This is a genomic window from Anaerocolumna chitinilytica, from assembly GCF_014218355.1.
In the GTDB taxonomy this organism is placed as follows: Bacteria; Bacillota; Clostridia; order Lachnospirales; family Lachnospiraceae; genus Anaerocolumna; species Anaerocolumna chitinilytica.
Genome location: NZ_AP023368.1, coordinates 3752575 through 3777066, shown reverse-complemented (window position 1 = coordinate 3777066; position 24492 = coordinate 3752575). Strand labels below are relative to the sequence as shown.

21 protein-coding genes are annotated in these 24492 nt (G+C 38.7%); 19 read left to right on the top strand and 2 right to left on the bottom strand.

The window, feature by feature from the left end; translation table 11 throughout:
• The first annotated feature begins 110 nt into the window (after window positions 1–110).
• The 11 genes from alaS to bsdcttw_RS16460 all read left to right on the top strand — a co-directional run bounded on the left by alaS (window position 111) and on the right by bsdcttw_RS16460 (window position 13200).
• The gene (gene alaS, locus bsdcttw_RS16510) at window positions 111–2750 is read left to right on the top strand and encodes an alanine--tRNA ligase (protein ID WP_185255936.1); all 2640 of its coding nucleotides are present in this window, start codon (window positions 111–113) and stop codon (window positions 2748–2750) included.
• A gap of 539 nt (window positions 2751–3289) precedes the next feature.
• Window positions 3290–4783 carry a methyl-accepting chemotaxis protein gene (locus bsdcttw_RS16505; protein ID WP_185255935.1) on the top strand — a complete coding sequence of 498 codons (1494 nt, stop codon included), beginning with the start codon at window positions 3290–3292 and terminating at the stop codon, window positions 4781–4783.
• A 158-nt stretch (window positions 4784–4941) separates the two neighbouring features.
• Window positions 4942–5118 (top strand): 30S ribosomal protein S21, encoded by a 177-nt coding sequence (rpsU, locus tag bsdcttw_RS16500; protein ID WP_033166800.1) that lies wholly within the window; start codon window positions 4942–4944, stop codon window positions 5116–5118.
• A 139-nt stretch (window positions 5119–5257) separates the two neighbouring features.
• Window positions 5258–5635, top strand: a complete 378-nt coding sequence (locus bsdcttw_RS16495; protein ID WP_225903685.1) for a YabP/YqfC family sporulation protein — start codon at window positions 5258–5260, stop codon at window positions 5633–5635.
• A gap of 17 nt (window positions 5636–5652) precedes the next feature.
• Window positions 5653–6894, top strand: a complete 1242-nt coding sequence (yqfD, locus tag bsdcttw_RS16490; protein ID WP_185255934.1) for a sporulation protein YqfD — start codon at window positions 5653–5655, stop codon at window positions 6892–6894.
• Window positions 6869–7927 (top strand): PhoH family protein, encoded by a 1059-nt coding sequence (locus bsdcttw_RS16485; protein ID WP_185255933.1) that lies wholly within the window; start codon window positions 6869–6871, stop codon window positions 7925–7927. Before yqfD ends, bsdcttw_RS16485 begins: the two co-directional genes overlap by 26 nt.
• A 15-nt stretch (window positions 7928–7942) precedes the next feature.
• Window positions 7943–9028, top strand: a complete 1086-nt coding sequence (locus bsdcttw_RS16480; RefSeq protein ID WP_185255932.1) for an HDIG domain-containing metalloprotein — start codon at window positions 7943–7945, stop codon at window positions 9026–9028.
• 1 nt (window position 9029) lies between these two features.
• Complete coding sequence (gene ybeY, locus bsdcttw_RS16475) at window positions 9030–9530, top strand: rRNA maturation RNase YbeY (protein WP_185255931.1); 501 nt, start codon at window positions 9030–9032, stop codon at window positions 9528–9530.
• A gap of 41 nt (window positions 9531–9571) precedes the next feature.
• On the top strand, window positions 9572–10666 hold the full coding sequence (locus bsdcttw_RS16470; RefSeq protein WP_185255930.1) for a DUF3048 domain-containing protein: 1095 nt from the start codon (window positions 9572–9574) through the stop codon (window positions 10664–10666).
• 16 nt (window positions 10667–10682) lie between these two features.
• The gene (locus tag bsdcttw_RS16465; RefSeq protein ID WP_185255929.1) at window positions 10683–12344 is read left to right on the top strand and encodes a putative polysaccharide biosynthesis protein; all 1662 of its coding nucleotides are present in this window, start codon (window positions 10683–10685) and stop codon (window positions 12342–12344) included.
• Window positions 12345–12486: 142 nt separating this feature from the next.
• Window positions 12487–13200, top strand: a complete 714-nt coding sequence (locus bsdcttw_RS16460; RefSeq protein WP_185255928.1) for a BofC C-terminal domain-containing protein — start codon at window positions 12487–12489, stop codon at window positions 13198–13200.
• 192 nt (window positions 13201–13392) lie between these two features.
• Here the strand turns inward: bsdcttw_RS16460 and bsdcttw_RS16455 are convergent, their stop codons facing one another.
• Window positions 13393–14517 (bottom strand): tetratricopeptide repeat-containing glycosyltransferase family 2 protein, encoded by a 1125-nt coding sequence (locus bsdcttw_RS16455; protein WP_185255927.1) that lies wholly within the window; start codon window positions 14515–14517, stop codon window positions 13393–13395.
• A gap of 232 nt (window positions 14518–14749) precedes the next feature.
• On the opposite strand from bsdcttw_RS16455, the gene leuS reads away from it, so the two are divergent.
• Together leuS and bsdcttw_RS16445 are read left to right on the top strand one after the other, a co-directional pair.
• Window positions 14750–17161, top strand: coding sequence for a leucine--tRNA ligase (gene leuS / locus bsdcttw_RS16450; RefSeq protein WP_185255926.1), 2412 nt, complete (start codon window positions 14750–14752; stop codon window positions 17159–17161).
• A 141-nt stretch (window positions 17162–17302) separates the two neighbouring features.
• On the top strand, window positions 17303–17665 hold the full coding sequence (locus bsdcttw_RS16445; protein WP_185255925.1) for a response regulator: 363 nt from the start codon (window positions 17303–17305) through the stop codon (window positions 17663–17665).
• Between the two features lie 137 nt (window positions 17666–17802).
• Here bsdcttw_RS16445 and bsdcttw_RS16440 read toward each other — a convergent pair whose 3' ends face one another.
• Window positions 17803–18282 carry a flavodoxin family protein gene (locus tag bsdcttw_RS16440; protein ID WP_185255924.1) on the bottom strand — a complete coding sequence of 160 codons (480 nt, stop codon included), beginning with the start codon at window positions 18280–18282 and terminating at the stop codon, window positions 17803–17805.
• A 227-nt stretch (window positions 18283–18509) separates the two neighbouring features.
• Between bsdcttw_RS16440 and bsdcttw_RS16435 the strand changes: the two genes are divergently transcribed.
• The 6 genes from bsdcttw_RS16435 to bsdcttw_RS16410 all read left to right on the top strand — a co-directional run bounded on the left by bsdcttw_RS16435 (window position 18510) and on the right by bsdcttw_RS16410 (window position 24467).
• Window positions 18510–19712 (top strand): BaiN/RdsA family NAD(P)/FAD-dependent oxidoreductase, encoded by a 1203-nt coding sequence (locus tag bsdcttw_RS16435; RefSeq protein WP_185255923.1) that lies wholly within the window; start codon window positions 18510–18512, stop codon window positions 19710–19712.
• Window positions 19713–19729: 17 nt separating this feature from the next.
• The gene (locus tag bsdcttw_RS16430) at window positions 19730–21349 is read left to right on the top strand and encodes an NAD(P)/FAD-dependent oxidoreductase (protein WP_185255922.1); all 1620 of its coding nucleotides are present in this window, start codon (window positions 19730–19732) and stop codon (window positions 21347–21349) included.
• 141 nt (window positions 21350–21490) lie between these two features.
• On the top strand, window positions 21491–22348 hold the full coding sequence (gene proB / locus bsdcttw_RS16425; protein WP_185255921.1) for a glutamate 5-kinase: 858 nt from the start codon (window positions 21491–21493) through the stop codon (window positions 22346–22348).
• A gap of 14 nt (window positions 22349–22362) precedes the next feature.
• Window positions 22363–22572: a DUF896 domain-containing protein gene (locus tag bsdcttw_RS16420; protein WP_185255920.1), complete on the top strand. Its 210-nt coding sequence runs from the start codon at window positions 22363–22365 to the stop codon at window positions 22570–22572.
• A complete protein-coding gene (locus bsdcttw_RS16415; protein WP_185255919.1) occupies window positions 22572–23141 on the top strand; it encodes a 5-formyltetrahydrofolate cyclo-ligase in 570 nt (189 codons plus the stop codon). The genes bsdcttw_RS16420 and bsdcttw_RS16415 overlap by 1 nt, the downstream gene beginning before the upstream one ends.
• 81 nt (window positions 23142–23222) lie before the next feature.
• Entirely contained in the window at window positions 23223–24467 is a 1245-nt protein-coding gene (locus bsdcttw_RS16410; RefSeq protein WP_185255918.1) for a glutamate-5-semialdehyde dehydrogenase, read from the top strand.
• The last annotated feature ends 25 nt before the right edge of the window (window positions 24468–24492 follow it).

The window sequence follows — 24492 nt, the reverse complement described above, 5'->3', positions numbered from 1 at the left end:
TTATTGAGAAGCATAATTCACATCCGGCACCCCGTGGCCTTACGGCCAAAATGTCCATTAGTGGATTATTAGGTTTTCGGACCATTATTTATACACAGGAGGCAAATAGAGTGAAAGCTTATGGAGTAAATGAACTAAGAAAAATGTTCCTGGACTTTTTTGAAAGTAAAGGTCATCTGAAGATGGACAGTTTTTCTTTGGTTCCTCAGAATGATAAGAGTTTGTTGTTAATTAATTCAGGTATGGCACCTTTAAAGCCGTATTTTACAGGACAGGAAATTCCGCCTAGAAACCGCGTTACCACCTGCCAGAAATGTATCCGTACCGGTGATATTGAAAATGTCGGCAAGACCGCAAGACATGGTACTTTTTTTGAAATGCTCGGTAACTTTTCTTTCGGAGATTATTTTAAAACAGAAGCGATTCACTGGTCCTGGGAATTCCTTACAGAGGTGGTGGGAATTGATCCTAACAGACTTTATCCTTCTGTTTATGAAGAAGACGATGAAGCTTTTGAGATATGGAATAAAGAAATTGGGATTGCGCCTGAGAGAATCTTCCGTTTTGGTAAAAAGGATAATTTCTGGGAACATGGTGCAGGTCCCTGTGGTCCCTGTTCTGAAATCTATTATGACAGAGGCGAAAAATACGGCTGTAACGAGCCCGGCTGTACCGTAGGCTGCGACTGTGATCGTTATATTGAAGTTTGGAACAATGTATTTACCCAGTTTGAAAATGACGGAAATGGCCATTATACAGAATTGGTTCAGAAAAATATTGATACTGGAATGGGACTGGAAAGACTTGCAACCGTTACCCAGGACGTAGATTCCATCTTTGATGTGGATACCATCAAAGCACTTCGTGATAAAGTATGTGAAGTAGCTGGTGTAACTTATAAAACAGATTCTAAGACAGATGTATCTATTCGTTTAATTACAGATCATATCCGTTCCGTAACCTTTATGATATCTGACGGTATTATTCCTTCTAATGAAGGAAGAGGATATGTACTTCGAAGATTATTAAGACGTGCAGCACGTCATGGAAGACTTCTTGGAATAAAAGACCGCTTCCTTGCGACTTTAAGCACAACAGTTATAGCTGAATCCAAAGATGGCTATCCCGAATTGGAGGAGAAAAAGGATTATATCTTAAAGCTTCTTACCATAGAAGAGGATAACTTTAATAAGACCATCGACCAGGGCTTGAAACTGTTATCTGATTTGGAAGAAGTTCTGGTGAAGGAAGGAAAGAACATCCTTTCCGGAGAAGATGCCTTTAAACTCTATGATACTTACGGCTTCCCTCTGGACTTAACAAGAGAAATCTTAGAAGAAAAAGGCTTTGTAATTGATGAAGAAGGCTTTACAAAAGCTATGAATGTTCAAAGAGAGACTGCCAGAAGTGCCCGTGCAGTTACAAATTACATGGGTGCTGATGAAACTGTTTATTTACAGTTGGATCCGTCCCTGACTTCAAGCTTTGTAGGTTATGAGACAGATGAAGCAGATTCGAAAGTACTTGCCCTAACTTCTGATACAGAAGTGGTAGAAGAACTTATTGCAGGACAGAAGGGTACTATCTTCACAAAAGAGACACCTTTCTATGCTACCAGTGGTGGACAAGCAGCAGATACCGGCTTTATTACAACCGCTGGTGCAGAGTTTGAAGTGGAAGATACCATTAAGCTGCAGGGTGGTAAGATTGGCCATGTCGGTATTGTTACAAAGGGAATGATTAAAGCAAATGAAACCGTTCATTTGGCTATCAACAAAGAGCAGAGAGGGGATACCAGAAAGAATCACAGTGCTACCCATTTACTCCAGAAAGCTCTTCGTATTGTACTTGGCTCCCATGTAGAGCAGGCAGGTTCCTTTGTAAATGAAGACAGGCTTCGATTTGACTTTACCCATTTTTCTGCTTTAAGCAAGGAAGAAATCGTAAAGGTTGAAGAAATTGTAAATGAACAGATTCAGAATGGTTTATCTGTAAATACGAATATTATGACCATTGATGAAGCTAAGAAAACCGGTGCAATGGCATTGTTTGGTGAAAAGTATGGCGACAGCGTAAGAGTTGTAACCATGGGAGAGTTCAGCAAAGAATTGTGCGGTGGTACCCATGTTGCCAATACTGGCTCTATAATGATATTTAAGATTGTATCAGAAACCGGTGTTGCTGCAGGTGTAAGACGTATTGAAGCCCTTACCGGCAAAGGCGTGTTCCGCTATTACGAGCAGTTGGAAGCAGAACTGAATCAGGCTGCAAAAGTTGCAAAAACTGAACCCGCACAGCTTTCAGCAAAAATCGAAAATCTTCAGGAGGAAATTAAAACCCTTCAGTCCGAAAATGAAAAATTAAAGAGCAAGCTTGCTAAGGATGCCTTAGGTGACGTTATGAATCAGGTAACAGAGATTAAAGGTGTTAAACTTCTAGCAGCCAGAGCAGACGGAGTGGATGTAAACAACTTAAGAAACCTTGGAGATCAGTTAAAAGATAAATTAGGTGAAGGTGTTGTAATACTGGCATCTTCTGCAGAGGATAAAGTAAATCTAATTATCATGGCTACAGATGGGGCTATAAAAGCAGGTGCCCATGCTGGTAATCTGGTTAAAGAATTAGCAGTTCTTGTAGGCGGAGGCGGTGGCGGACGTCCGAATCTTGCTCAAGCCGGCGGCAAGAATCCAGCAGGCATTGATGCCCTCATTAAAGCTGCACCTAAAGCATTAGAAAAGCAATTAAATTAATAGATTAAGGTAAAAGACCTTGTTAATGAAGCCATCTAGTCTGCTTCATTAACAAGGTCTTTTTCAAATTCCTAAACAGTTCAAACTCTCAACTTATAGAAGAAAATTTATTCCTATACACAGATGGCAGTTGATTCCTTTGGTGCATTTTCTATTGAGGAATTTCGTATGACACTTAAATGGCAGCAGTTATGACTAGGTTAAATTACACCATGTTTGAGCGCGCTGCATTACATAACACCAAAAAAGCAGAAGCGAGTTTGGCGTAATTTAACCTACCAGGAATAACTGTTGCAATTTTAGTGGAATTCGAAATACCGAACGAGAAAATGCACCAAAGGAATCAACTGCCATCGTCCGTTCCCAAGTTTTCTTTATCCAAGATCAGATGAACCGTTTAAGATATTGACAAAGCAGATACTATACAATACTATTTAACATAGAAAGCTAATGTAAAAATAACAGTATATCGTACATAACTAACAGAGAAAGCCGGAAGAAAGTACTTTCAACCGGCAAAGATACAACAGGAGGATAACGTGAAGGTAGGGTTAAACAGTAATAGAGTAAATAACTTTAATGTCATTCTTATATGGGGACTGTCCACACTATTAATTATTCAGTCCTTTATCAGTAAAGGTACAGAATATGGAAGAAATGTTCTTATTGCAACCTATTTGGCGGCTTTGTTTTCGACGATATTAACACTGATCTGCAAGAAATTTGAAAAGCTCTCATATCTAACAGCAATACTGATTCCTTTATCGGTTACGATATCCTCAAGCTTCTTAAATCATATTGAGGGCGGTGCCATAACTGTAAGAGTGTTCCTTATCTATACCGGCAGCTTTGCCATGGCCACCCTATACTTTAACCGTTATATCCTGATTGGATATACCGCTGTTTTTAATTTCTTTATTATTGGTTTCTTCCTTTATGATCCTCAGGGATTACTGGGAGATATCCATACACCAACTGAATTTGTAACAAGATTATTTTGCCTTGACCTTATGATGTTTATATTTTATTTCTCAACAAAGTGGGGGAGCGAGTATATTAACTCTGCTGTTTCAAAAGAGACCGAAGCAGTGAAAATGACAGAAAAGCTAGGAAATACTCTAGATGTAATAGAAGAGAACACCTCACAGCTTAATAATGCAATTGCAAGAATATTTCAATACATAAAGAATATTGAGGAGGTCAGCAATCAGACGACACAGGTTGTTGATAAGATTGCAGAAGGAGTTTCAAGAGAGGCAGAAAGCACCGGCGAGATTGCGAAAATGGCTGCGAATGCCAGAGGAACAATTAAGGAAACCAAGATAATTTCGGCAAATACTATTGGTAATTCAAGCGAGATGCAAGAAATCATTTCTTCGAATTCAGAAGGTATTGAAGAAATGCTGCATCAGATGCAGACTATTGAAAATGCAGTTGGAACCGCAATGGAGACAGTTGTTGATTTAAAGGACAGTATGGAGCAGATAAATCAATTTATGGCAAATATTACAGCCATTGCAAGCCAGACCAATCTGCTGGCTTTGAACGCAGCCATTGAAGCCGCCAGGGCAGGTGAAGCGGGTCAGGGTTTTGCAGTAGTAGCTGAGGAAGTCAGAAAACTTGCTGAAATGAGTTCAAAAACTGTGAAAGAAGTCCTTATGGTTGTAGAGAAGCTGCAGGGAGCAGCCACGCAGACCCATGATAAGGTTTTGGACGGCAGAGAAGCGGTTACAGCAGGTACTAAGGTCATTGAAGAAGTAAAAGACCGTTTTGTCAAGCTTAAAAAGAATTCCGAGCAGATTAACAATCAGATAGAACAGCAGGATTCCAAGATTTCTGAGATTAATAGTACTTTTTCCTTAATTCTGGATCAGCTTGAGAATATATCCGGTTTATCCTCGGAGCATGCAGCATCTACGGAGGAAATTCTGGCCTCTATGGAAGAGCAGAATCAAAGTATTCATATAGCTACAGGAGAAATAACAGAAATGCAGTTAATAAGCACCAGCCTAAGGAATGAGCTTAAAGCATAGAAAGTTTATGAATGGATTCAAGGAATAAAGTCAATTTATTAAAAAACATATTGACAAAACCTATCTTAAACAATATAATTACTTTAGTGCTATTCAAAAAATACCCAAACAGTTGTATAGGCACAATACACAACTGGAGGGAGGTTAGGTGTGAGACTATGTCAAATGTTATTGTAAAAGATAATGAGACTTTAGATAGTGCTCTACGTCGATTCAAGAGAAACTGTGCGAAGGCAGGCATTCAGCAGGAAATCCGTAAAAGAGAGCATTATGAGAAGCCGAGCGTAAGACGTAAGAAAAAGTCTGAAGCAGCTCGTAAGCGTAAATTCAAATAAGTAGTTTAGCTACTTAAATTAACCTCTGAACATTGAGTTCAGGGGTTTTTATTTTGCCCTTTAAACAGTATTTTAAGCATAACTAAACAAATCTATCCATATATTCTATCATAATCCAGAATAATATGGAGTATTTCGGATGCAGCATAAATTCAAATCCTTACATGAAAAGAATAAGCAAACTTCCAATAAAACATTATATAGCAGTATGGAGAAAAATAAGAAAAAAGAAGAGGCGGCCAGAAGGAGCTTTCTAGAAACACTATCGGACCAGTTAAAATTACCGGCGGATATGTTGGTAGGGGCTCCTATTGTAACAGCTATGGGAAGAAATGAAGTATGCATTGAGAATTATAAGGGTATCCTGGAATATAATGACACATTTATAAAGATACTATCTAAGATCGGCACCATAAGGATTGAAGGAAAAAACTTAAATATTTCTTACTTCACAAATGATGAAATGCGCATAACCGGCTTGGTATCTGCCATAACTTATATAACACAGAAAGAGTAGGAATATGGAGGTATCAGATGATAATAAAGCTGATTTACTGGCTCCGGGGATATCTTCTGGTTCGGTTAAAAGGAGTATCTGCTGAGCGTTTTATTAATTTATGCAGTAAGCACTATATTTATTTATGGGATTTAAAGCCGAATGGTGATGATTATGAATTTCTAATTAAGCTAAAAGATTATTATAAATTGAAACCACTTGCAAGAAAAACAAAAACTTTGCCGCTTATCAAAAAAAGATATGGTCTTCCCTTTGTCATACAGCGTTACAAGAAACGAAGCGGGTATGTATTAGGTTTTTTGCTCTTTTTGGTGATTTTATACATATTATCCTTATATATTTGGGATATAAATGTTACTGGTGGCTATACTTATACCCAGGAGGCAATGGTAAAATTTCTGCGAAACAATGAGATACAGCCAGGACTTCGCAAGAAGGATATTGACTGTCAGGGAATTGAGGATTTAATTCGCCACAGTTACAATGATATTGGCTGGGTTTCAGCCGAAATAAAAGGTACAAGACTAATTGTAAAAATAACAGAGACCAATATGCCTTCACCAGCTGTTACAGCCACGAAGGAATGCCATATCATTGCTTCTAAAGATTGTATTATTACTAAAATAGTAACAAGAACCGGGACTCCTAAGGTGCATGTCGGAGATGTCGTAAAAAAAGGAGATATATTGGTATCCGGCGTTGTTGATATTATAGGTGATAACGGATTGCTTGTCAGAAAACAACCGGTAATTGCAGATGCAGATATTACCGGGAAAACATTTTATGATTATTCTGATAAATTCTCCTTATACTATAATGATAAGCTCTATACCGGAAATGAAAAAAAGGCTTATGTACTTTCCATTTTATTGAAGAAAATAAATTTGTTCAGACCTAGAATTCCATATGATAAATATGATATAATTGGGAATGAATTTACGCTGCATCTGAATGATGAATTTTATCTACCGGTTTCTTTGACAGCAAACCGATATTTGGAGTTCAAGGAAGAAAAGAAAAAATATTCAAAAGAGGAAGCAAAAGCTTTGGCAGAAAAGAGATTGGAACGCTTTAAAGCGAAGCTTATAGAAAATGATGTGGTTATACTGGAGAATAATGTCACATTTGCTGAAAAAGGGAATAATTATATAGCAAGCGGTAAGATAGTGGTGTTAGAATCCGTGAAGAAGTATAAAGCAATTGATGACAGTGAGTGGAGGATTATTGATACGGATGAGTCTGATGGAAACGATAATTGATGTGCCTCTTGAGCATGAAAAGAATGTATTTGGACAATTTGATGCCTATGTCAAGATAATAGAAAGAACCCTTGGGGTTACTATCATTGTCAGAGACGGTGAGATAAAGCTTATAGGCGAAAATGATAATGTTGTGAAAGCGAAAAGTGTATTTATGAACCTGCTGGAATTATCAAAGCGGGGAAATGTAATAACAGAACAAAACGTAAGTTATGCCCTGTCCTTAAGCCAGGACAATAAAGAAGCTGCTATTGTTGAGATTGATCAGGATTTAATCTGCCATACGATTGCTGGTAAACAGATTAAACCTAAGACCTTAGGACAGAAATCCTATGTGGATTTTATTCGAAAGAAGATGATTACTTTTGGAGTAGGTCCGGCTGGAACAGGTAAAACCTATCTGGCTATGGCAATGGCAGTAACGGCATTTAAAAATGATGAAGTGGGTAAGATAATTCTTACCAGACCTGCCATAGAAGCCGGAGAAAAGTTAGGTTTTCTGCCCGGAGACTTACAGAGTAAGGTTGACCCCTATTTAAGACCGCTCTATGATGCCCTTTATCAGATAATGGGAGCAGAAGGGTATTTGAAAAACACTGAAAAGGGATTAATCGAGGTTGCCCCCTTAGCATATATGAGAGGCCGTACACTGGAAAATGCATTTATTATTCTGGATGAGGCACAGAACACCACGCCTGCACAGATGAAGATGTTCCTGACACGTATCGGTTTTGGTTCGAAAGTAGTTATAACTGGTGACTTGACCCAGAAGGACTTACCGAGCGGGACTCAATCAGGGCTTGATATTGCACTAAGAGTATTAAACAAGATTGAAGATATCGGATTTGCATACCTTACTGGTCAGGATGTCGTAAGGCATCCCCTTGTTCAAAAAATTGTTATGGCTTATGATGCATACGAAAGCAAGGTAAATAAGACAGAGTTAAAACGTGAAAAATTTACCAGAAGGGGTCCGAAAGGAACCGTATCAAAGGATTCCGATAGAGGGTACCACAGGAAGAGACAAGGCTGAATTTAGGTGGAACATATGATAGGAGCTATTGGGCTTTTAAAAGCAGGAATACTTGGTATACTCTTAGCGATTCTGATGATTTTATATATAGGTAGAAGTAAGAAGGATTATTTGGCTGTTATAAGTGCTGTTCTTTTATCAATCCCGGGTATCATGTGGGGGAATACAGACTTTATGCCGGTGGTCTTTCTTAGTTCCGCCTTTATAGCAGTTGTATTAGGCAAAGAAATCAGTATATTTTATACCTTAATCCTTTATATTTATGTGAATTCTCTTGGGTTTATGGGGAAGAAGGAAGGAATATTTTTTCTTGTAACCGGTCTATTGATCAGCCTGCTCATTGAAAATGTTAAAAATAAAAGGTTATTTTTCTACTTTTTGCTGATAATATTATCCGCGGATACGATCCTGCTACTTATTAGCTGCAATTTATCAATCACTGTATTTGTAAAGACCCATCCAGCTGTAATGATTGTATTGACAGCAGGATCAGTAATACTAGGGTGCATGGCTGGAGATTATTACAGAAAGAAAGTAACCATCCAAGTAACGAATTCTGCAAATGATGTAATCGAAACGAATCTCGATAATTTATTAAATGATAATTTTGAATTATATCGTTTATTAAAGGCCTCTGATAAGCTTTATCATCATTCGGAAATGATTGGGGTTATATCAGAAAGTGCTGCCTTAGCTGCCGGTCTGAATGGCACTCTGGCAAAAGCCGGAGGGTTTTACCATGAAATCGGAAGGCTTAAAGGGAAGGATTATGTAAGTACAGGTGTTGCGATTGCAAAAGAATACCAGTTACCGGAGAGCATTATTAATATCATTCAATCCCATAACCTGAAATTGGACAAACCCACCTCACCGGAAGGTGCAGTTGTTATGTTTACAGTAAGTTTGGTGGCTGCGGTGGAATATTTTCAGTCCAGTAAAAGTCATGAAGAAAGTATTCCAAGACTTATGAAGAAATTTACGGAGAATCTATTTGCCATGAGACTTGAAAAGGATAGCCTCGCTAACTGTAACCTGACAGTAAATCAATACATAAGATTAAAAGAATTTTACATGGACTATTTTGGAAACGAGGAGGAGTAACTTGACACTGAATTTTGAATATGAAACAGAAATAGAATTAAAGCTTGACTATGAACCTCTTATCCGCAGAGTTGTGGAAAGGTCTTTAGATACAGAGAATTGTCCTTATGAAGTGGAGTTAAATATAATACTAACAGACAATACCGAGATACAGGCAATTAATAAAGAGTATCGTGGTATTGACTCACCGACGGATGTCCTGTCTTTTCCAATGGTAGATTATGAGACACCTGCCGATTTTTCCCACTTGGAAGAGGAAGCGGATGATTATTTTAATCCGGAAACAGGAGAGCTTCTCCTTGGAGATATTATCATTTCTGTGGAGAAAGTTATGGGACAGGCAAAAGAATATGGTCATTCTGAAGAAAGAGAATTAGGCTTTTTAACTGCCCACAGTATGCTTCATTTATTTGGATACGATCATATGGAAGAGGAAGAGAAGGCTGTAATGGAAGAAAAACAGAGAGAGATTCTAGACAGCCTTGAGATAACAAGAGATTAGTAATGTTAGAGTACCTGAAAAAAGGAGGCCTAAATATCCATATGAAGAAAGTGATTGTAATTATGTTGGCGGTATTAACCGCAGTTTCATTAATTGGATGCAGTAAAGGAGATAAGAAAGGGAATGCGGAAGTTACTCCACAGGCAACACCCACAGTGGAAAGTACCCCTACGGATACACCGGAAGTTACTGCGACCCCTACCGAAGAGAGCCACGAAGGGCAGATGAAGAGCTATCTTACCGGCTTATGGGTACCAGAGGAAGTTGGTAATAAACGACCTTTTGCTATTATGTTTAATAATATAGAATATGCTTCTCCCCAAAGCGGCACAAAGGAAGCTTCCATTCTTTATGAGGCTCTGGCAGAGGGCGGTATCACAAGGCTTATGGGTGTTTTTGAGAAATTAAATGATAAAAGAATTGGTTCCATAAGAAGTGCCAGGCATTATTTCGTAAGTGTTGCTGATGAATATGATGCTATTTTTGTCCATTATGGTCAAACCACCTATGCTACGAAGAAGATAGCGCAATTGGGCATTGATACACTTAGCGGCCTCAGCAGTATTGGTGAAACCGTATTTTACCGCGATAACTCTATTAAAGCGCCCCACAATGCATTTACCTCCAAAGAAGGTATTGAAAAGGGAATGAAGATAAAGAAATATGAGACCGAGTATCCATCGGATTACAAAGGACATTTCACATTCTATGATGAAGATACTATTCCGGTCAGTGAAAATGAAGTTTCTAAATTAAGCCTTGAATTCTCCAGTATATCAAAGCCTTATTTTACTTATGACGACAGCACAAAGACCTATTTAAGATATCAGTTCGGTAAAGCTCATATTGATAAGAATACAGGAAAACAGCTGGCATATAAGAATATTATCATTCAGTTGGTAAAAGAATGGAACAAAGATAAAAATGGTTACCAGACAATGGATATTGAAAATGCCGAAGGCAAGGGGTATTATATTACGGATGGAAAAATGACTAAGATAACCTGGAAGAAGAACGAGAGCACCAAGAAAATGAGATATTACAATAATTCAGGTGAGGAACTTACCATTAATCCGGGAAAAACTTATATTGCCCTGTTTCCGTTAAACAGAGAAGAATATATCGAAATAAATTGAAAGGTTTTTAGCCGAAATGGAATCATACAACAGGATATACCAGGGTAGTACCAGGGGAGAAAATAAAAGCAATAACTTATTAGTTCAGGGAAGTATATTAGCCGCTGCATCCATAATAGTCAGAATCATCGGAGTTGTTTACAGAATACCTTTGACTTATCTGATTGGGGATGAGGGAATGGGATATTACAGCTATGCATTTAATATTTATAATATAGCTTTAATACTATCCTCTTATAGTCTTCCTCTGGCAGTGTCCAAATTAATAGCTGCCAGGGATACAAAAAAGCAATATAAGAACTCTTATCTGGTATTCCTCTGTGCTCTTGGATTTGCCGTTGCAGCAGGAACAGCCTTTGCATTGATCTTATACTTTGGAGCGGATTTCTTTGCCGCTGTCATTTCAAAGCAGCCGGCAGTTGCCATTCCTTTAAGAGTATTAGCGCCTACCATACTGGTTTTTGCAATTATGGGAGTGCTAAGAGGATTTTTTCAGGGGAAGAAAACCATGCTTCCCACCTCTATCTCTCAGATAATTGAGCAGGTAGTGAATGCGGTGGTCAGTGTTGTAGCAGCCTATTACCTCATGCATAGCCACAGTGCCTCTGAAAATATTGCTGCTTACGGTGCGGCAGGAGGTACTTTAGGAACTTTAATCGGAGCTATGGCATCCCTGATTTTTCTGGCCTTTATCTTTTCACTGTATAAACCAATTGTAGATAAACAGCTTAGAAAGGATAAAAATACCTCAGAGGAGTCGGTGTCTGATATCGTAAAAGTATTTGGGTTTACAGTATTACCGGTAATATTAAGCCAGACAGTTTATAATATCAGTTCGGTTATTGATGGTTCCGTTTTTTCACATGTTTTAGCCGGAAAGGGATTAGCGGATACGGGACGTTCCGCACTTTGGGGGATATACTCCAATAAATATAATATTCTTGTAAATGTACCTATTTCTATCGCTTCCGCCATGGCAGTGGCGATAGTTCCAAGTATTGTTTCCTCCAGAGAAGAAGGATTACATCTGCTGGTAAAGGAAAAAATACATGATTCCATCAAATTTAATATGCTGATAGCCATACCAAGTGCCTTTGGAATAGGGGTTTTGGCTTCACCTCTTCTGCAGCTGCTCTTTGGGGATGCCAGTACTTTACCGGCTGCTATGCTTTCCATAGGCTCTGTTGCAATCGTATTTTATGCACTTTCAACACTTACCAATGCTGTATTGCAAGGAATTAACAAGATGCATCTTCCGGTTATACATTCGGTGATAGCTTTAGTATTACATATCATTGTATTATACGTTTTATTGCAATTTTTTAACCTTGGAGCTTATGCGCTTGTAGTAGGCAATGTGGTATTTGCCCTGATTGTGAGCGTATTGAACTGGATATCGGTGGCTAAGTTAATAAATTACAAGCAGGAAATCAAAAAAACTTTTTTGATTCCGGCAGGCTGCTCGGTATTTATGGCAGGAGTGGCTTATCTCGTGTACTGGTTAGTGTTTAATGTCACAAAGAGCAATGCTCTTAGTACACTGCTAGCAGTTATGTTAGCAATGGTCGTATATGCAGTGCTTCTTCTCCTTTTTAAAGTTGTTACCGAAACAGAATTGATTAAGATGCCGTTGGGAAGAACCCTGGCACGTATTGCCGTTAAACTGCATCTATTGTAAATTGCACGCCTTAAGATTGTGCCCTATATCCTGGACCCGATTTTGAGGCGTAAACTATGTCCTTCAAAAATTCATACTAGCTCCTTTACGGATGTATAAACATTATTTTTAGGTTCATACTTAAGGCAAAGGAGTGATTACAGTGAGATATAAAAAGGTTGTAACTTATTTTCTTACCTTTTCGGCTTTAGCCTGTATGTTTACTGCTTGTTACTATTTTAGTTATAAACAGGCATTGAGGGATTTTAATGAGAATGCAATAGAAAGAAATAATGACCTTATTAAGGAACTTCAAAAACAGGGATATTTGAATACCGTTAAGGCAGCAAATATTGGCGATTCAAAAGAAAAAGAAGAGAATGTGACGGGAGATAATACGAGCAAGGATTCAACAGAGACAAGTGCTACTACAGGCAAAGTGCTTCCTTCGACTCAGTATACACTTCAGACCTATGATATGAAAACTAAAAATTTGACGGAGGAAAATCTTCCTACTCCAAGCTACCTCATAGGACTCAGCAGAGAAGAAGTAATAGATTACTTAAAGGATTACCAGGCCGATTTACCGTTAAGCGAATTTGAAAAGGGTTTGGTATCTTATGAATTGATTTCTTTTTCACCGGATAGCATTGTTCTTCGCAGAACCTACAATCCGGATTCGGTGGAATATAAATACTATTTAAAAGCGGTAGATGGCTATATAGTTGCTTATTATGGAGATCAGAAAACTGTTTTTTATTATACCGGCGTATCTACACAAGACCTTCCGACATCTGATAGACTTCAATTAGAGGATGGTATTTTTGTAAAAGATTTGGATGAACTATATTCGGTGTTAGAGAGTTATTCCAGTTAACTGACTGATTAAATTCTTGTCATTATAAAAACGAATAGCATCTGCGTATGGTCCAGGAGTATCGGCAGGTCCTGCAAAGGTCTGCCTTGCTCCTTATACTCCATATATTTAATCCTTATCAACTTTGTGGCCCTGACCCATGAATTTCCAGGGTTTAACCTTGGTATTGAAACATCGTCTCTTATGCGGAGCTTAGTCAGAATCAATTTTTTGATTCTGACTCTTTTTTTTATACTGCTGAGAGGTTACCTTATCTTGCAGATATCTTTGATTCTTCTGAGCAGAAAGAGAGTCTGGCTTTTCCTTTAATGCCCGGGTATTGAATTTTAATGCCTTTTTATAATTACCTAACCGGTCATAGCATACAGCGCATTCTATAAGAGGAATATAGGACCAGCAGTCATGCTGAAGAAAACCCCAGCATTTTTCCGGTTTTTTAAGTGTTAGTATAAATTCAAACCAGTAAGCAGCTGTTTTATAATCATTTTTCTCCTGATAATAATAACCTATCTGGCAGCATATTTCAGCTCTCGGAGTGCTGTAGATAAAACTTTTAAACAAGCAGGCCAGAGCACGTTTATCCTGATTCAGCATAAGATAACATTTAGCAAGCTCACTGCAGGCACTGATATTATCCTCAACCCAGCCCATGTCAGTATCTAAAAATAATTCGAATTGCCCTGCAGCTTCTAAAAATCTATCATGGTCTTTTAATTCCCTGGCATAATAAAAGACACCCCGGGGGGATAAAAATTCTTTGTTTTTAATTTTATTTTCATAAATCTGTAGATTTCTGTCGCTGCTTTTATCTGTTTGTATTTTTCCGTGGGTTATACAAATATCAGATTCCAGGATTGGTTCAATAGTTAACATATATTCATGGACTGGTTCATTCCATCTGAATTTTAAAGCTCTTTTAGTCATCCGTTCCCGATAATAGGAAAAGGTAACGTTTCCCTGCAAATCCAATCCGGTTGCATATTTCATCATAACAGTATTAATACCAGGGTCCATCGTTTCTTTTAGTTTAATAAGCTTCTCTCTGTCTTCCGGTAATAAATAATCATCTGCATCCAACCAAAGGATATAGTCCATTGTAGCAAAATCATAGGAAAAATTCCTGGCGGCGGAAAAGTCATCAATCCATTTAAAATCATAGATTTTGTCAGTATAAAAAGAACAGATTTTTTTTGTTTGATCCGTAGAACCGGTATCAACAATTATTATTTCATCTACTACGCCGAGCACCGAATCCAAACATCTCTTTATGTTATTTTCCTCATCCTTTACAATCATTGCTAAACTAATAGAAACCATTTTTTTCTCCGCCTTTCAATTAAATGTTACTATAATATATGGGATAATTTTAATCAAAGTGCTATTGGGTTTTGAGCATTTTTTATAAAATGGAAATAAACCAAAGATGTGTCTTTTATTTTTTTGCAGGTAGTGGTATTATGAATAACAGGTTATTACACTGATGTGTTGTTAAATATGGAAATAATGTGTATAATTTAAAAGATAAGTTTATTTTAGGAGGTCATTCAGAGTGACAGAGGAATATTCACCGAAGAAAATTGAGAAAAAATGGCAGGAAATCTGGAAAGAAGAGAGTGCTTTCAGAACAGGAATTGACAAATCAAAGCCTAAGTTCTATGCCTTAGTTGAGTTTCCTTATCCATCAGGACAAGGACTTCATGTTGGACATCCAAGACCCTATACGGCTCTTGATATCATTGCCAGAAAAAGAAGACTGGAAGGCTACAATGTGCTATATCCTATGGGATGGGATGCTTTTGGACTTCCTACGGAAAATTATGCAATTAAGAATAAAATCCATCCCCGTGTTGTAACGGAGAATAATATAAAGCATTTCAAAGAGCAGCTTGAGTCTCTTGGTTATTCCTTTGATTGGGACAGGGAGATAAACACAACGGATACAGGGTATTATAAGTGGACCCAATGGATTTTCTTGAAATTATTTGAAAAGGGACTGGCCTATAAAGCCGAAATGCCTATAAACTGGTGTACTTCCTGTCAGGTAGGACTTGCCAATGAAGAGGTGGTAAACGGCGTATGTGAACGCTGCGGCAGTGAAGTTGTTCATAAAGTTAAGAGCCAGTGGATGTTAAAGATTACTGCCTATGCGGACCGATTAATCGATGACCTTGACTTGGTGGATTATGCAGACCGTATCAAGAATCAGCAGAAGAACTGGATCGGACGCTCAGAAGGTGCAGAAATTGATTTTAAATTAAAGAGTAAAGAAGAAACTTTAAAGATCTTTACCACAAGACCGGATACCCTTTTTGGTGCAACTTATATGGTTATTTCACCGGAACATGGTTTACTGGACAAATACAAGAGTGATATTACGAATTGGGATGAAATCACTGCATATAGAGAAGCAGCGGCAAAGAAATCCGATTTTGAGAGGGCAGAGCTGGCTAAGGATAAAACCGGTGTTGAGATTCAAGGTGTAACTGCCGTTAACCCTGTGACAGGTAAGGATATTCCTATCTGGATATCTGATTATGTTTTAATGACCTATGGAACCGGTGCTATTATGGCGGTACCTGCCCATGATACCAGAGACTGGGAATTTGCTAAGAAATTTGATCTTCCGATTATTCCTGTTATTGAAGGCGGTAATGTGGAGGAAGAAGCATTTACAGATTATAGCGGAAAATTGATTAATTCTGAATTCCTTAATGGCTTGTATGTGACGGAAGCGAAGAAGCGTATGACAGAATGGGTGGAAGAAAAAGGAATCGGAAAGAAAACCGTGAACTTTAAATTAAGAGACTGGGTATTCTCAAGACAAAGATATTGGGGAGAACCGATTCCACTGGTACATTGCGAGAAATGTGGGTATGTACCCGTTCCTGAAAGTGAGCTTCCTTTACTGCTGCCGGAAACAGAAAGCTATGAACCGGGAGAAAACGGAGAATCTCCGATAGCCAGAATGACAGACTGGGTTGAAACTACCTGCCCTCATTGCGGCGGTCCTGCTCACAGAGAGACGGATACCATGCCTCAGTGGGCTGGATCTTCCTGGTACTTCCTGCGCTATATCGATCCGCATAATACAGAAGCCTTTGCCTCAAAGGAAGCTTTGGATTACTGGCTGCCGGTAGATTGGTATAACGGTGGTATGGAGCATACGACGCTGCATCTTCTTTACTCCAGGTTCTGGCATAAGGTTCTTTATGATTTGGGTTATGTCAGTGAGCCGGAGCCTTACAGGAAGAGAACCTCTCATGGTATGATTCTTGGTGAGAACGGTGAAAAGATGTCCAAATCCAGAGGAAATGTAATTAATCCGGATGATATCGTAGATGAATTCGGTGCAGATACTTTACGTACTTATGAGATGTTTATCGGAGCTTTTGAGTTAAGCGCAGCATGGTCCAATGACGGTGTAAAGGGCTGCAGACGTTTCCTTGAAAGGGTATGGAAGCTTCAGGATATACTCACAGAAGAAAGCGGTTATTCCAAGGAATTGGAAGTTAAGATGCATCAGACCATAAAGAAGGTCAGCCTTGACTTTGAAGGACTCAAATTCAATACTGCTATAGCTGCATTAATGTCTTTAATTAATGATTTTAATAAACAGGGCAAGGTTACCAGGGATGAGTACAGAACGTTCCTGATATTGTTAAATCCGGTAGCACCTCATATGACAGAAGAGCTTTGGAGTAAAGCGGGCTTTAAAGGCAGACTTTATGAAGTTTCCTGGCCGGTATGGGAAGAAGAGAAGACAACTTCGAATCAGGTTGAGATAGCAGTGCAGGTCAATGGTAAGTTGAAAGCAACTATATTGATTGGCAGAGGGGAAGAGCAGGATTCCGTAAAAGATAAAGTAATGAATTCGGATGCCGTTAAGCAATTCCTGGAAGAAAAAACTATTGTAAAAGAGATTTATGTGAAAGATAAAATCTACAATATTGTAGTACGTTAGCAAAAATACGAAGCACTTTTGCTTTCTATATTAGGCGGATTCGCAGAAAAAATTGCGAGATACAGGAATGCTGGTATATAAAACAGTATTTATGGGGAGAATGCCTGTGAGCTTAAATTGGGCAATACTGTAGGAGGTCACATGAAGAATGTTTTAATTGCTGACGATGCCATTTTTATGAGAAAAGTACTGGGAGATATACTTAGAAGGAACGGTTATGAAGTCGTAGGAGAAGCATCCAATGGCAGAGAAGCTGTGGAGCAATATCTCCTGGTTAAGCCTGAGTTTGTGACTATGGACGTTACAATGCCTGGTATGGACGGACTGGAAGCCCTTAAGGTTATTAAGAATATAGATAAGAACTGTAAAGTTTTAATGGTTTCGGCTATGGGACAGGAAGCCGTAATAATGGATTGTATCCGAGCCGGAGCCAAGGGATTTATAGTGAAGCCGTTCAGTGAAGGCGATGTTTTAGAACAGGTAAAGAAGCTTAATTTTCTCTGATTAAAATTTATTATAAAAATTTTAGATCAAATGATGTGGTATAAATAGTTAAATATAAAAGGCTTAAGAAAACATAATTGTCTTCTTAAGCCTTATTCTTAGCATAATTGGTATTGAATAAATGAATAGAGATTATATTAGGTGATTTCATGCAGCCAGTGCTTTAACTGAGCCTTGATTTTTTCGCGTTCTTCTTTACCGGGGTCTGTAAATGTTATAGTGCCAATAATTTGATTGTCGTTTAGCTGAGATTTTAATTTTTCGAAGCATTTCTCAGCGCCGCCTCCGGCATGACAAGCAAAGAGAGCTATTTTCTTGCCCCTTATGGATACCTTTTCAAGGAAGGATGCAATAGGTGGTGTATAGGAACTTGCCCATATAGGAGTGCCAATGAATATTGTATCATATTCGTCTATGTCAGGAAATTCATTCGTAAGGGTTGGTTTCTCATGAAATAAAACGCTTTTACCGCCCCAGAGAAACTTGGTAAAACCTCCCTTGGGTATTTCCTTGTCCGGCTTTAACTCTATGCATTCAGAATCTAATTCCTCTGCAAGGATATCTGCAATGATTTTTGTGTTTCCTTCAAGCGAATAGAAAACAATTAATGTTTTCATCATTTGCTCCTTTCTAAGCATTTAGAGTATATGGCATAGGTCATAGTGCCTACTTGTATCTTAAAGCAAATCGAAATGTTTGTCAAGTTTATGTTAATTTGTGGAAGGAGCGGAGACAGCAGTATAACAAACCACATTGTTGGAGTGCAGGATATATGCTATAATATTTAAAGTGACTGATAATTCCTATAGGATTTAACATAAAGAGAATTTAGGAGGATTGCCATATGAGCGGAATATATGTTATTGGAGGCGGTGCATCCGGACTTTTTGCCGCTATATGGGCGGCAAGACGGAATAGAAAAGTAACGGTGCTTGAACACAAGGATAAACCGGGAAAGAAGATTCTTGCGACAGGTAACGGTAAGTGTAATTATACGAATCTTGTACAGGAGGGAGATTGCTACAGAAGTGATAATCCTGCCTTTGCACCGGAAGTGCTAATGAATTTCGATGTGAAGAAGACGATAGATTTCTTTCAGGAGATCGGTATTTATCCACATGAGCGAAATGGGTATCTATATCCAAACTCAGGACAGGCTTCTTCTGTCCTTGAAGTACTGTTATTGGAGGCAGAGCGCCTGCATGTGAAGATAGAATGCGGGATTCATGTGAATAGTATAAATCGAAATCTTACGATATTTACGGATAAGGGGCAGTTTCAGGCAGATAAAGTACTTTTGGCAGGAGGAGGTATGGCAAATCCGGCACTTGGTTCTGACGGAAGCAGCTTTCAGCTGGCAGGTGCTCTGGGACATCGAATTATTAGACCTTTACCGGCATTGGTTCAACTAAGAGCGAAAGAGAAATATTTTAAAACTCTCTCAGGAGTGCGGACGGAAGCGGAGGTTAGTCTCTATACCGGAAGCCGGTTTGTTGCAAAGGAAAAAGGAGAGATACTTTTTGCTGATTATGGAATATCAGGTATTCCGGTGATGCAGGTAAGCCGTTATGCTGCAAAGGCTTTGAGTGAAGGAAGGGAAGCAATTCTGGTTCTTGATTTCTTTCCGGCTCTTTCAAAAGAGGAAATAAAAAATATATTGGCAGGCAGATTAAACAGAAATCCGAAAGAAACAATCGAAGAGGCATTTATCGGGTTTATGAACAAAAAATTGGCGTATGCTGCCTTGCGGGAGACAAAAATAGATGTAAGTCTTACTCTGGCGCAATTAAAAGAAGAGCAGTTGGAGAAGATTGCCTTAAGACTCAAAGAATGGAAAATCTTCATTACAGAAACCAATCCCTTTGAGCAAGCCCAAGTGACTGCGGGAGGGGTTGATACCTTGCAGATAAATCCGTCAACCATGGAATCAAAACTGGTAAAGGGACTTTTTTTTGCAGGAGAAATCGTAGATGTGGATGGTACCTGCGGAGGATATAACCTTCAATGGGCTTGGTCCAGCGGTTTTGTAGCCGGTAATCACATATAAAAGAAAAGAGGTAATTTGTGTTACAGATATCCCAGTTAAAACTCAAATTGGAACAGTCAGAGAAAGAATTATATAAACTGGCTGCGAAGACCCTGAAAATAAAGGAAGAAGAAATAAAAAAACTTATAATTACAAAGAAATCCGTTGATGCCAGAAAAGAAGAGGTCTGTTATGTGTATCAAATAGAAGTTATGGTAGACGATGAGGAGAAAAAGGCAGCTAGATTAAAGAATGTGAATGTAACGATTGCAAAGAGGAATGCTTATCAATTTAAACCGACAGGAGATGAAAACCTTGAGAAGAGGCCGATTATAGCCGGTTTTGGCCCGGCAGGCCTGTTTTGCGGACTTTTGCTTGCACGCCATGGCTACCGTCCTATTATCATAGAACGTGGAGAAGCAGTTGAAAAAAGAGTAGTCAGTGTAGAAGAATTTTGGAAAAACGGTAAGTTAAATACCAGGTCCAATGTACAGTTTGGAGAAGGCGGTGCAGGTACCTTTTCAGACGGTAAATTAAATACCATGATAAAGGACCAGTTCGGCAGAAACCATTTTGTTTTACAGGTTTTAGCAGAACATGGTGCACCGGAGGAAATACTGTATCTGAATAAGCCCCATATCGGAACAGATAAGTTAAGGGAGGTAGTAAAAGCAATCAGACAAGAGATCATATCTCTTGGCGGAGAGGTTCGCTTTCAAACCTGCCTGACAGATATTCTGATGAAAGAAGGACGGGTTACCGGAATTGAACTGGAGCATAAGGAAGTCCTTGAGTGCAGTGTCTTAGTATTAGCCCTTGGACACAGTGCCAGAGATACCTTTAAACTACTGCATGAAAAAGGAATGAATCTTACACCAAAGTCTTTTGCCATCGGCCTTCGTATGGAACATCCCCAAGAGTTAATAAGCAGGAATCAATATGGAAGCCGCTATGATAAACTCCCTCCTGCCGATTATAAATTAACTCATAATGCTGTAAATGGGAGAGGAATATATTCCTTTTGCATGTGTCCGGGCGGATTTGTAGTCAATGCCTCCTCTGAGGAAGGTCATACAGCTGTTAATGGAATGAGCAATCATGGGAGAAACGAAAAGAATGCCAACAGTGCTTTGATTGTTACAGTAACACCGGAGGATTATTTTAAGGAGACCGGTATGAACAATTATCCTCTCGCAGGAGTTGAATTTCAAAGAATATGGGAAGCAAAAGCCTATGAGAGGGGGAAAGGAGCAGTGCCTGTCCAGCTCTATGGAGATTTTAAAAACAATAGAGTCAGTAACGGCTTTGGTGCCATAACCCCCAATCTAAAGGGCAGCTACAGTCTATCTAATTTAAGAGAATGTCTGCCGGATTATGTTTCGGCTGCATTAATAGATGGTATAGAGAATTTTGAGCGGAAAATCAAGGGATTTTCAAGAGAAGAGATGATCTTATCCGGTGTGGAAACGAGAACCTCCTCCCCTATCCGTATGGAGAGAGATGACGGCTATGAAGCCAATATTGCAGGAATATATCCCTGCGGTGAAGGAGCCGGTTACGCAGGTGGAATTACCTCTGCCGCAGTGGACGGAATTAAGGTATTTGAAGCGATTGCCTCAAAATATAAGTATCCAATATTTACAGAAAATCTGAAATAAGTTAGAATAGATGTAATTTTACTGCAATCTATAAGATTGCATAAGCTGAAAGATAGCAAAAGCTGAAAAATTACAGAAGCTGAAACGTTGTATAATCTGAAAGATTATATATGCCCCTAATAGCGCAGAGAGGAAGATTGGATGTCAGGAAGAGAATTGTTAAAGGATAAGAAGCGTATTGTTATAAAAATAGGTTCATCCTCTTTAACTCATCAGGAGACCGGAAGGATTAACCTTACAAAGATGGAAAAATTAGTTCGTATACTAACGGATTTAAGGAATCAGGGAAAGGATGTAATATTAGTATCATCAGGTGCAATTGCAGTTGGAAAGGAAACTCTTGGCATCAGAAACCGTCCTTCAAAGAAGGCTGTCAAGCAAGCCTGTGCCGCGGTAGGTCAGGCAAGATTAATGATGGTGTACCAGAAGTTATTTGCAGAATATAATCAGGTACCCGCACAGATACTAATGACTAAGTATACAATGATTAATGACATCAGCAGGGAGAATGCCCAAAATACTTTTCATGAACTCTTTGATATGGGTGTAATTCCTATTGTTAATGAAAACGATACGGTTACTACAGATGAGATTGAATTTGGTGACAACGATACCCTGTCAGCAATTGTAACCGCACTTATTCATGCAGATTTACTGATCCTGCTTTCTGATATTGACGGCCTATATACGGATGATCCAAGACAGAATGAGAATGCGGAATTCATAGATTGTGTGGAACATATAGATGAACGACTGAACAGTATGGCAAAAGATTCCTCTTCTCTTGTGGGTACGGGAGGAATGGCAACGAAGATCAGTGCTGCGAAGATAGCCACAGCCTCCGGTGCAGATATGATAATTGCCAATGGAGAAGAGGTTGGTATTATCCAGTCAATAATGGCCGGAGATAAAAAAGGAACCTTCTTTTTAGCACAAAAAGATGAGAATTTTAAACTGCTTGATTATATCAGTACGAAACAATACTCGAACAAAGCATAATAAAAGGAGCATACATGGAAGAATCAAGGTTAGCAAGAATCAATCAATTATATAAAAAATCCCAGGAGGAAGGCCTGACAGAAGAAGAAAAAGCGGAACAGGCAGAACTTCGAAGTGAATATATACAGTCTGTTAGAAATAATTTAAGAGGAACACTTAACAATATATCCTTATTAAACCCGGATGGAACAGTGACTGAGCTTTCAAAAAAGGAAAAAAACTAATGACAAAAGATGAAATAAGGCAGGAAATAAAACAGCAGAAAGAAAGGCTGACAAAGGAACAGATTACAGCTAAGAGTGAAATTATAGTGCATCAATTTACTACGTTAGCTGAATACTGTAATTGCAGTCAGATTATCCTTTATGCTGCCTTTAACCAGGAAGTGAATACTCTGCCTTTAATCAATCAGGCTTTAAGAGATGGTAAGAAAGTAGCTTTACCGAAAGTAATGGGTAAGGAGATTGAATTCTTTTATATAACAGCTTTTTCTGAGACTGCTGTAAGCACCATGGGAATACCGGAACCGGATCCCCTGAAAAAAATTGAGCTATTAGCAGACAGTACCAATCTAATACTGGTACCCGGTCTAGCATTTGACCGCAAGGGGAATCGAATCGGTTATGGTAAAAGTTATTATGATGCCTATTTTACTGCTAATTCCGGTAAGGCGAAGTTTTTAAAAATAGCTTTGGCATATGACTTTCAAGTATATGATAATATTCCGGCTGAAAGTCATGATGTGAAGATAGATTGGCTAATTACTGAAAACTGTTCAGAGAAATTAGTTTGAAAAATGGATTATCATGCGTTGGGGTAGGGGTACTTTAATAATTGCTTTAAGGGCACTTGAATAGAAGGAAAGGGTGATTACATGGAACTACTGGAGATTGGGCAAAGAGCTAAAAAGGCAGCAGCTGTTTTGAACACTCTGAGTCAGGAAAGAAAAATTAAAGGATTACAAGTTGCTTCTTACGCGTTGAAAAATCACAAGGATGAGATTCTGCTGGCGAATCAGGAGGATGTAAAAAAGGCGAAAGCAAATGGTATGTCGGAAGCTTTAGTTGACAGACTTACCTTAAATGCGGCAAGAATTGATGCCATGGCAGAGGGACTTCTGGAGATTTCATCTTTGGAAGATCCGATAGGAGAAGTTATCTCAATGAAGGAAAGGCCGAACGGACTGGTAATCGGGCAAAAAAGGGTTCCAATAGGTGTCATCGGTATTATTTATGAATCCAGGCCTAATGTTACGGCAGATGCCTTTGGTTTATGTTTTAAGACCAGCAATGCGGTAATATTAAAAGGAGGCAGTGATGCTCTTAATTCTAACATTGCAATTGTAAAGATTATTAGGGAAGCATTAACCACCAGTGATATAACAGAGGATGCCATACAGTTAGTGGAAGACACCAGCAGGGAAACTGCCAAAGAACTGATGCGACTGAATAAATACATCAACCTGCTGATACCAAGAGGCGGTGCAGGCTTGATTAAAACAGTGGTGGAAAACAGTACAATTCCAGTGATTGAAACCGGAACCGGCAATTGTCATGTCTATGTGGACGAATCAGCTGATTTTGATATGGCACTGCGCATTATACATAATGCCAAAACCCAAAGACTTGGAGTATGTAATGCCTGTGAATCTCTTGTTGTACACAGCGGTGTTATGGATGCATTTTTACCATTATTATATAACATGTTAACGGATAATCATGTAGTAATCAGAGCAGATGAAAGAGCCAGAGCAGTTTGTTCTGGAATGGAAGCGGCTACGGAAGATGATTTCGGAAGAGAATACCTGGATCGTTTGATTTCCTTAAAAATTGTAGACTCCATAGAGGAAGCCATAGAACATATCAATAATTATAATACAGGACATTCCGAATCTATTATTACAAAGGATTATAATAATTCAATGAAATTTTTAAATGAAATTGATGCGGCAGCTGTGTATGTCAATGTATCCACCCGTTTTACAGATGGAGGCGAATTCGGATTTGGGGCTGAAATCGGTATAAGTACCCAAAAACTGCATGCCAGAGGCCCTATGGGACTTCTCGCACTAACTTCAACTAAATACATTATTTTCGGAAACGGTCAGATTAGGCCTTAACTAGTAGAGAATGACATAATGAGTG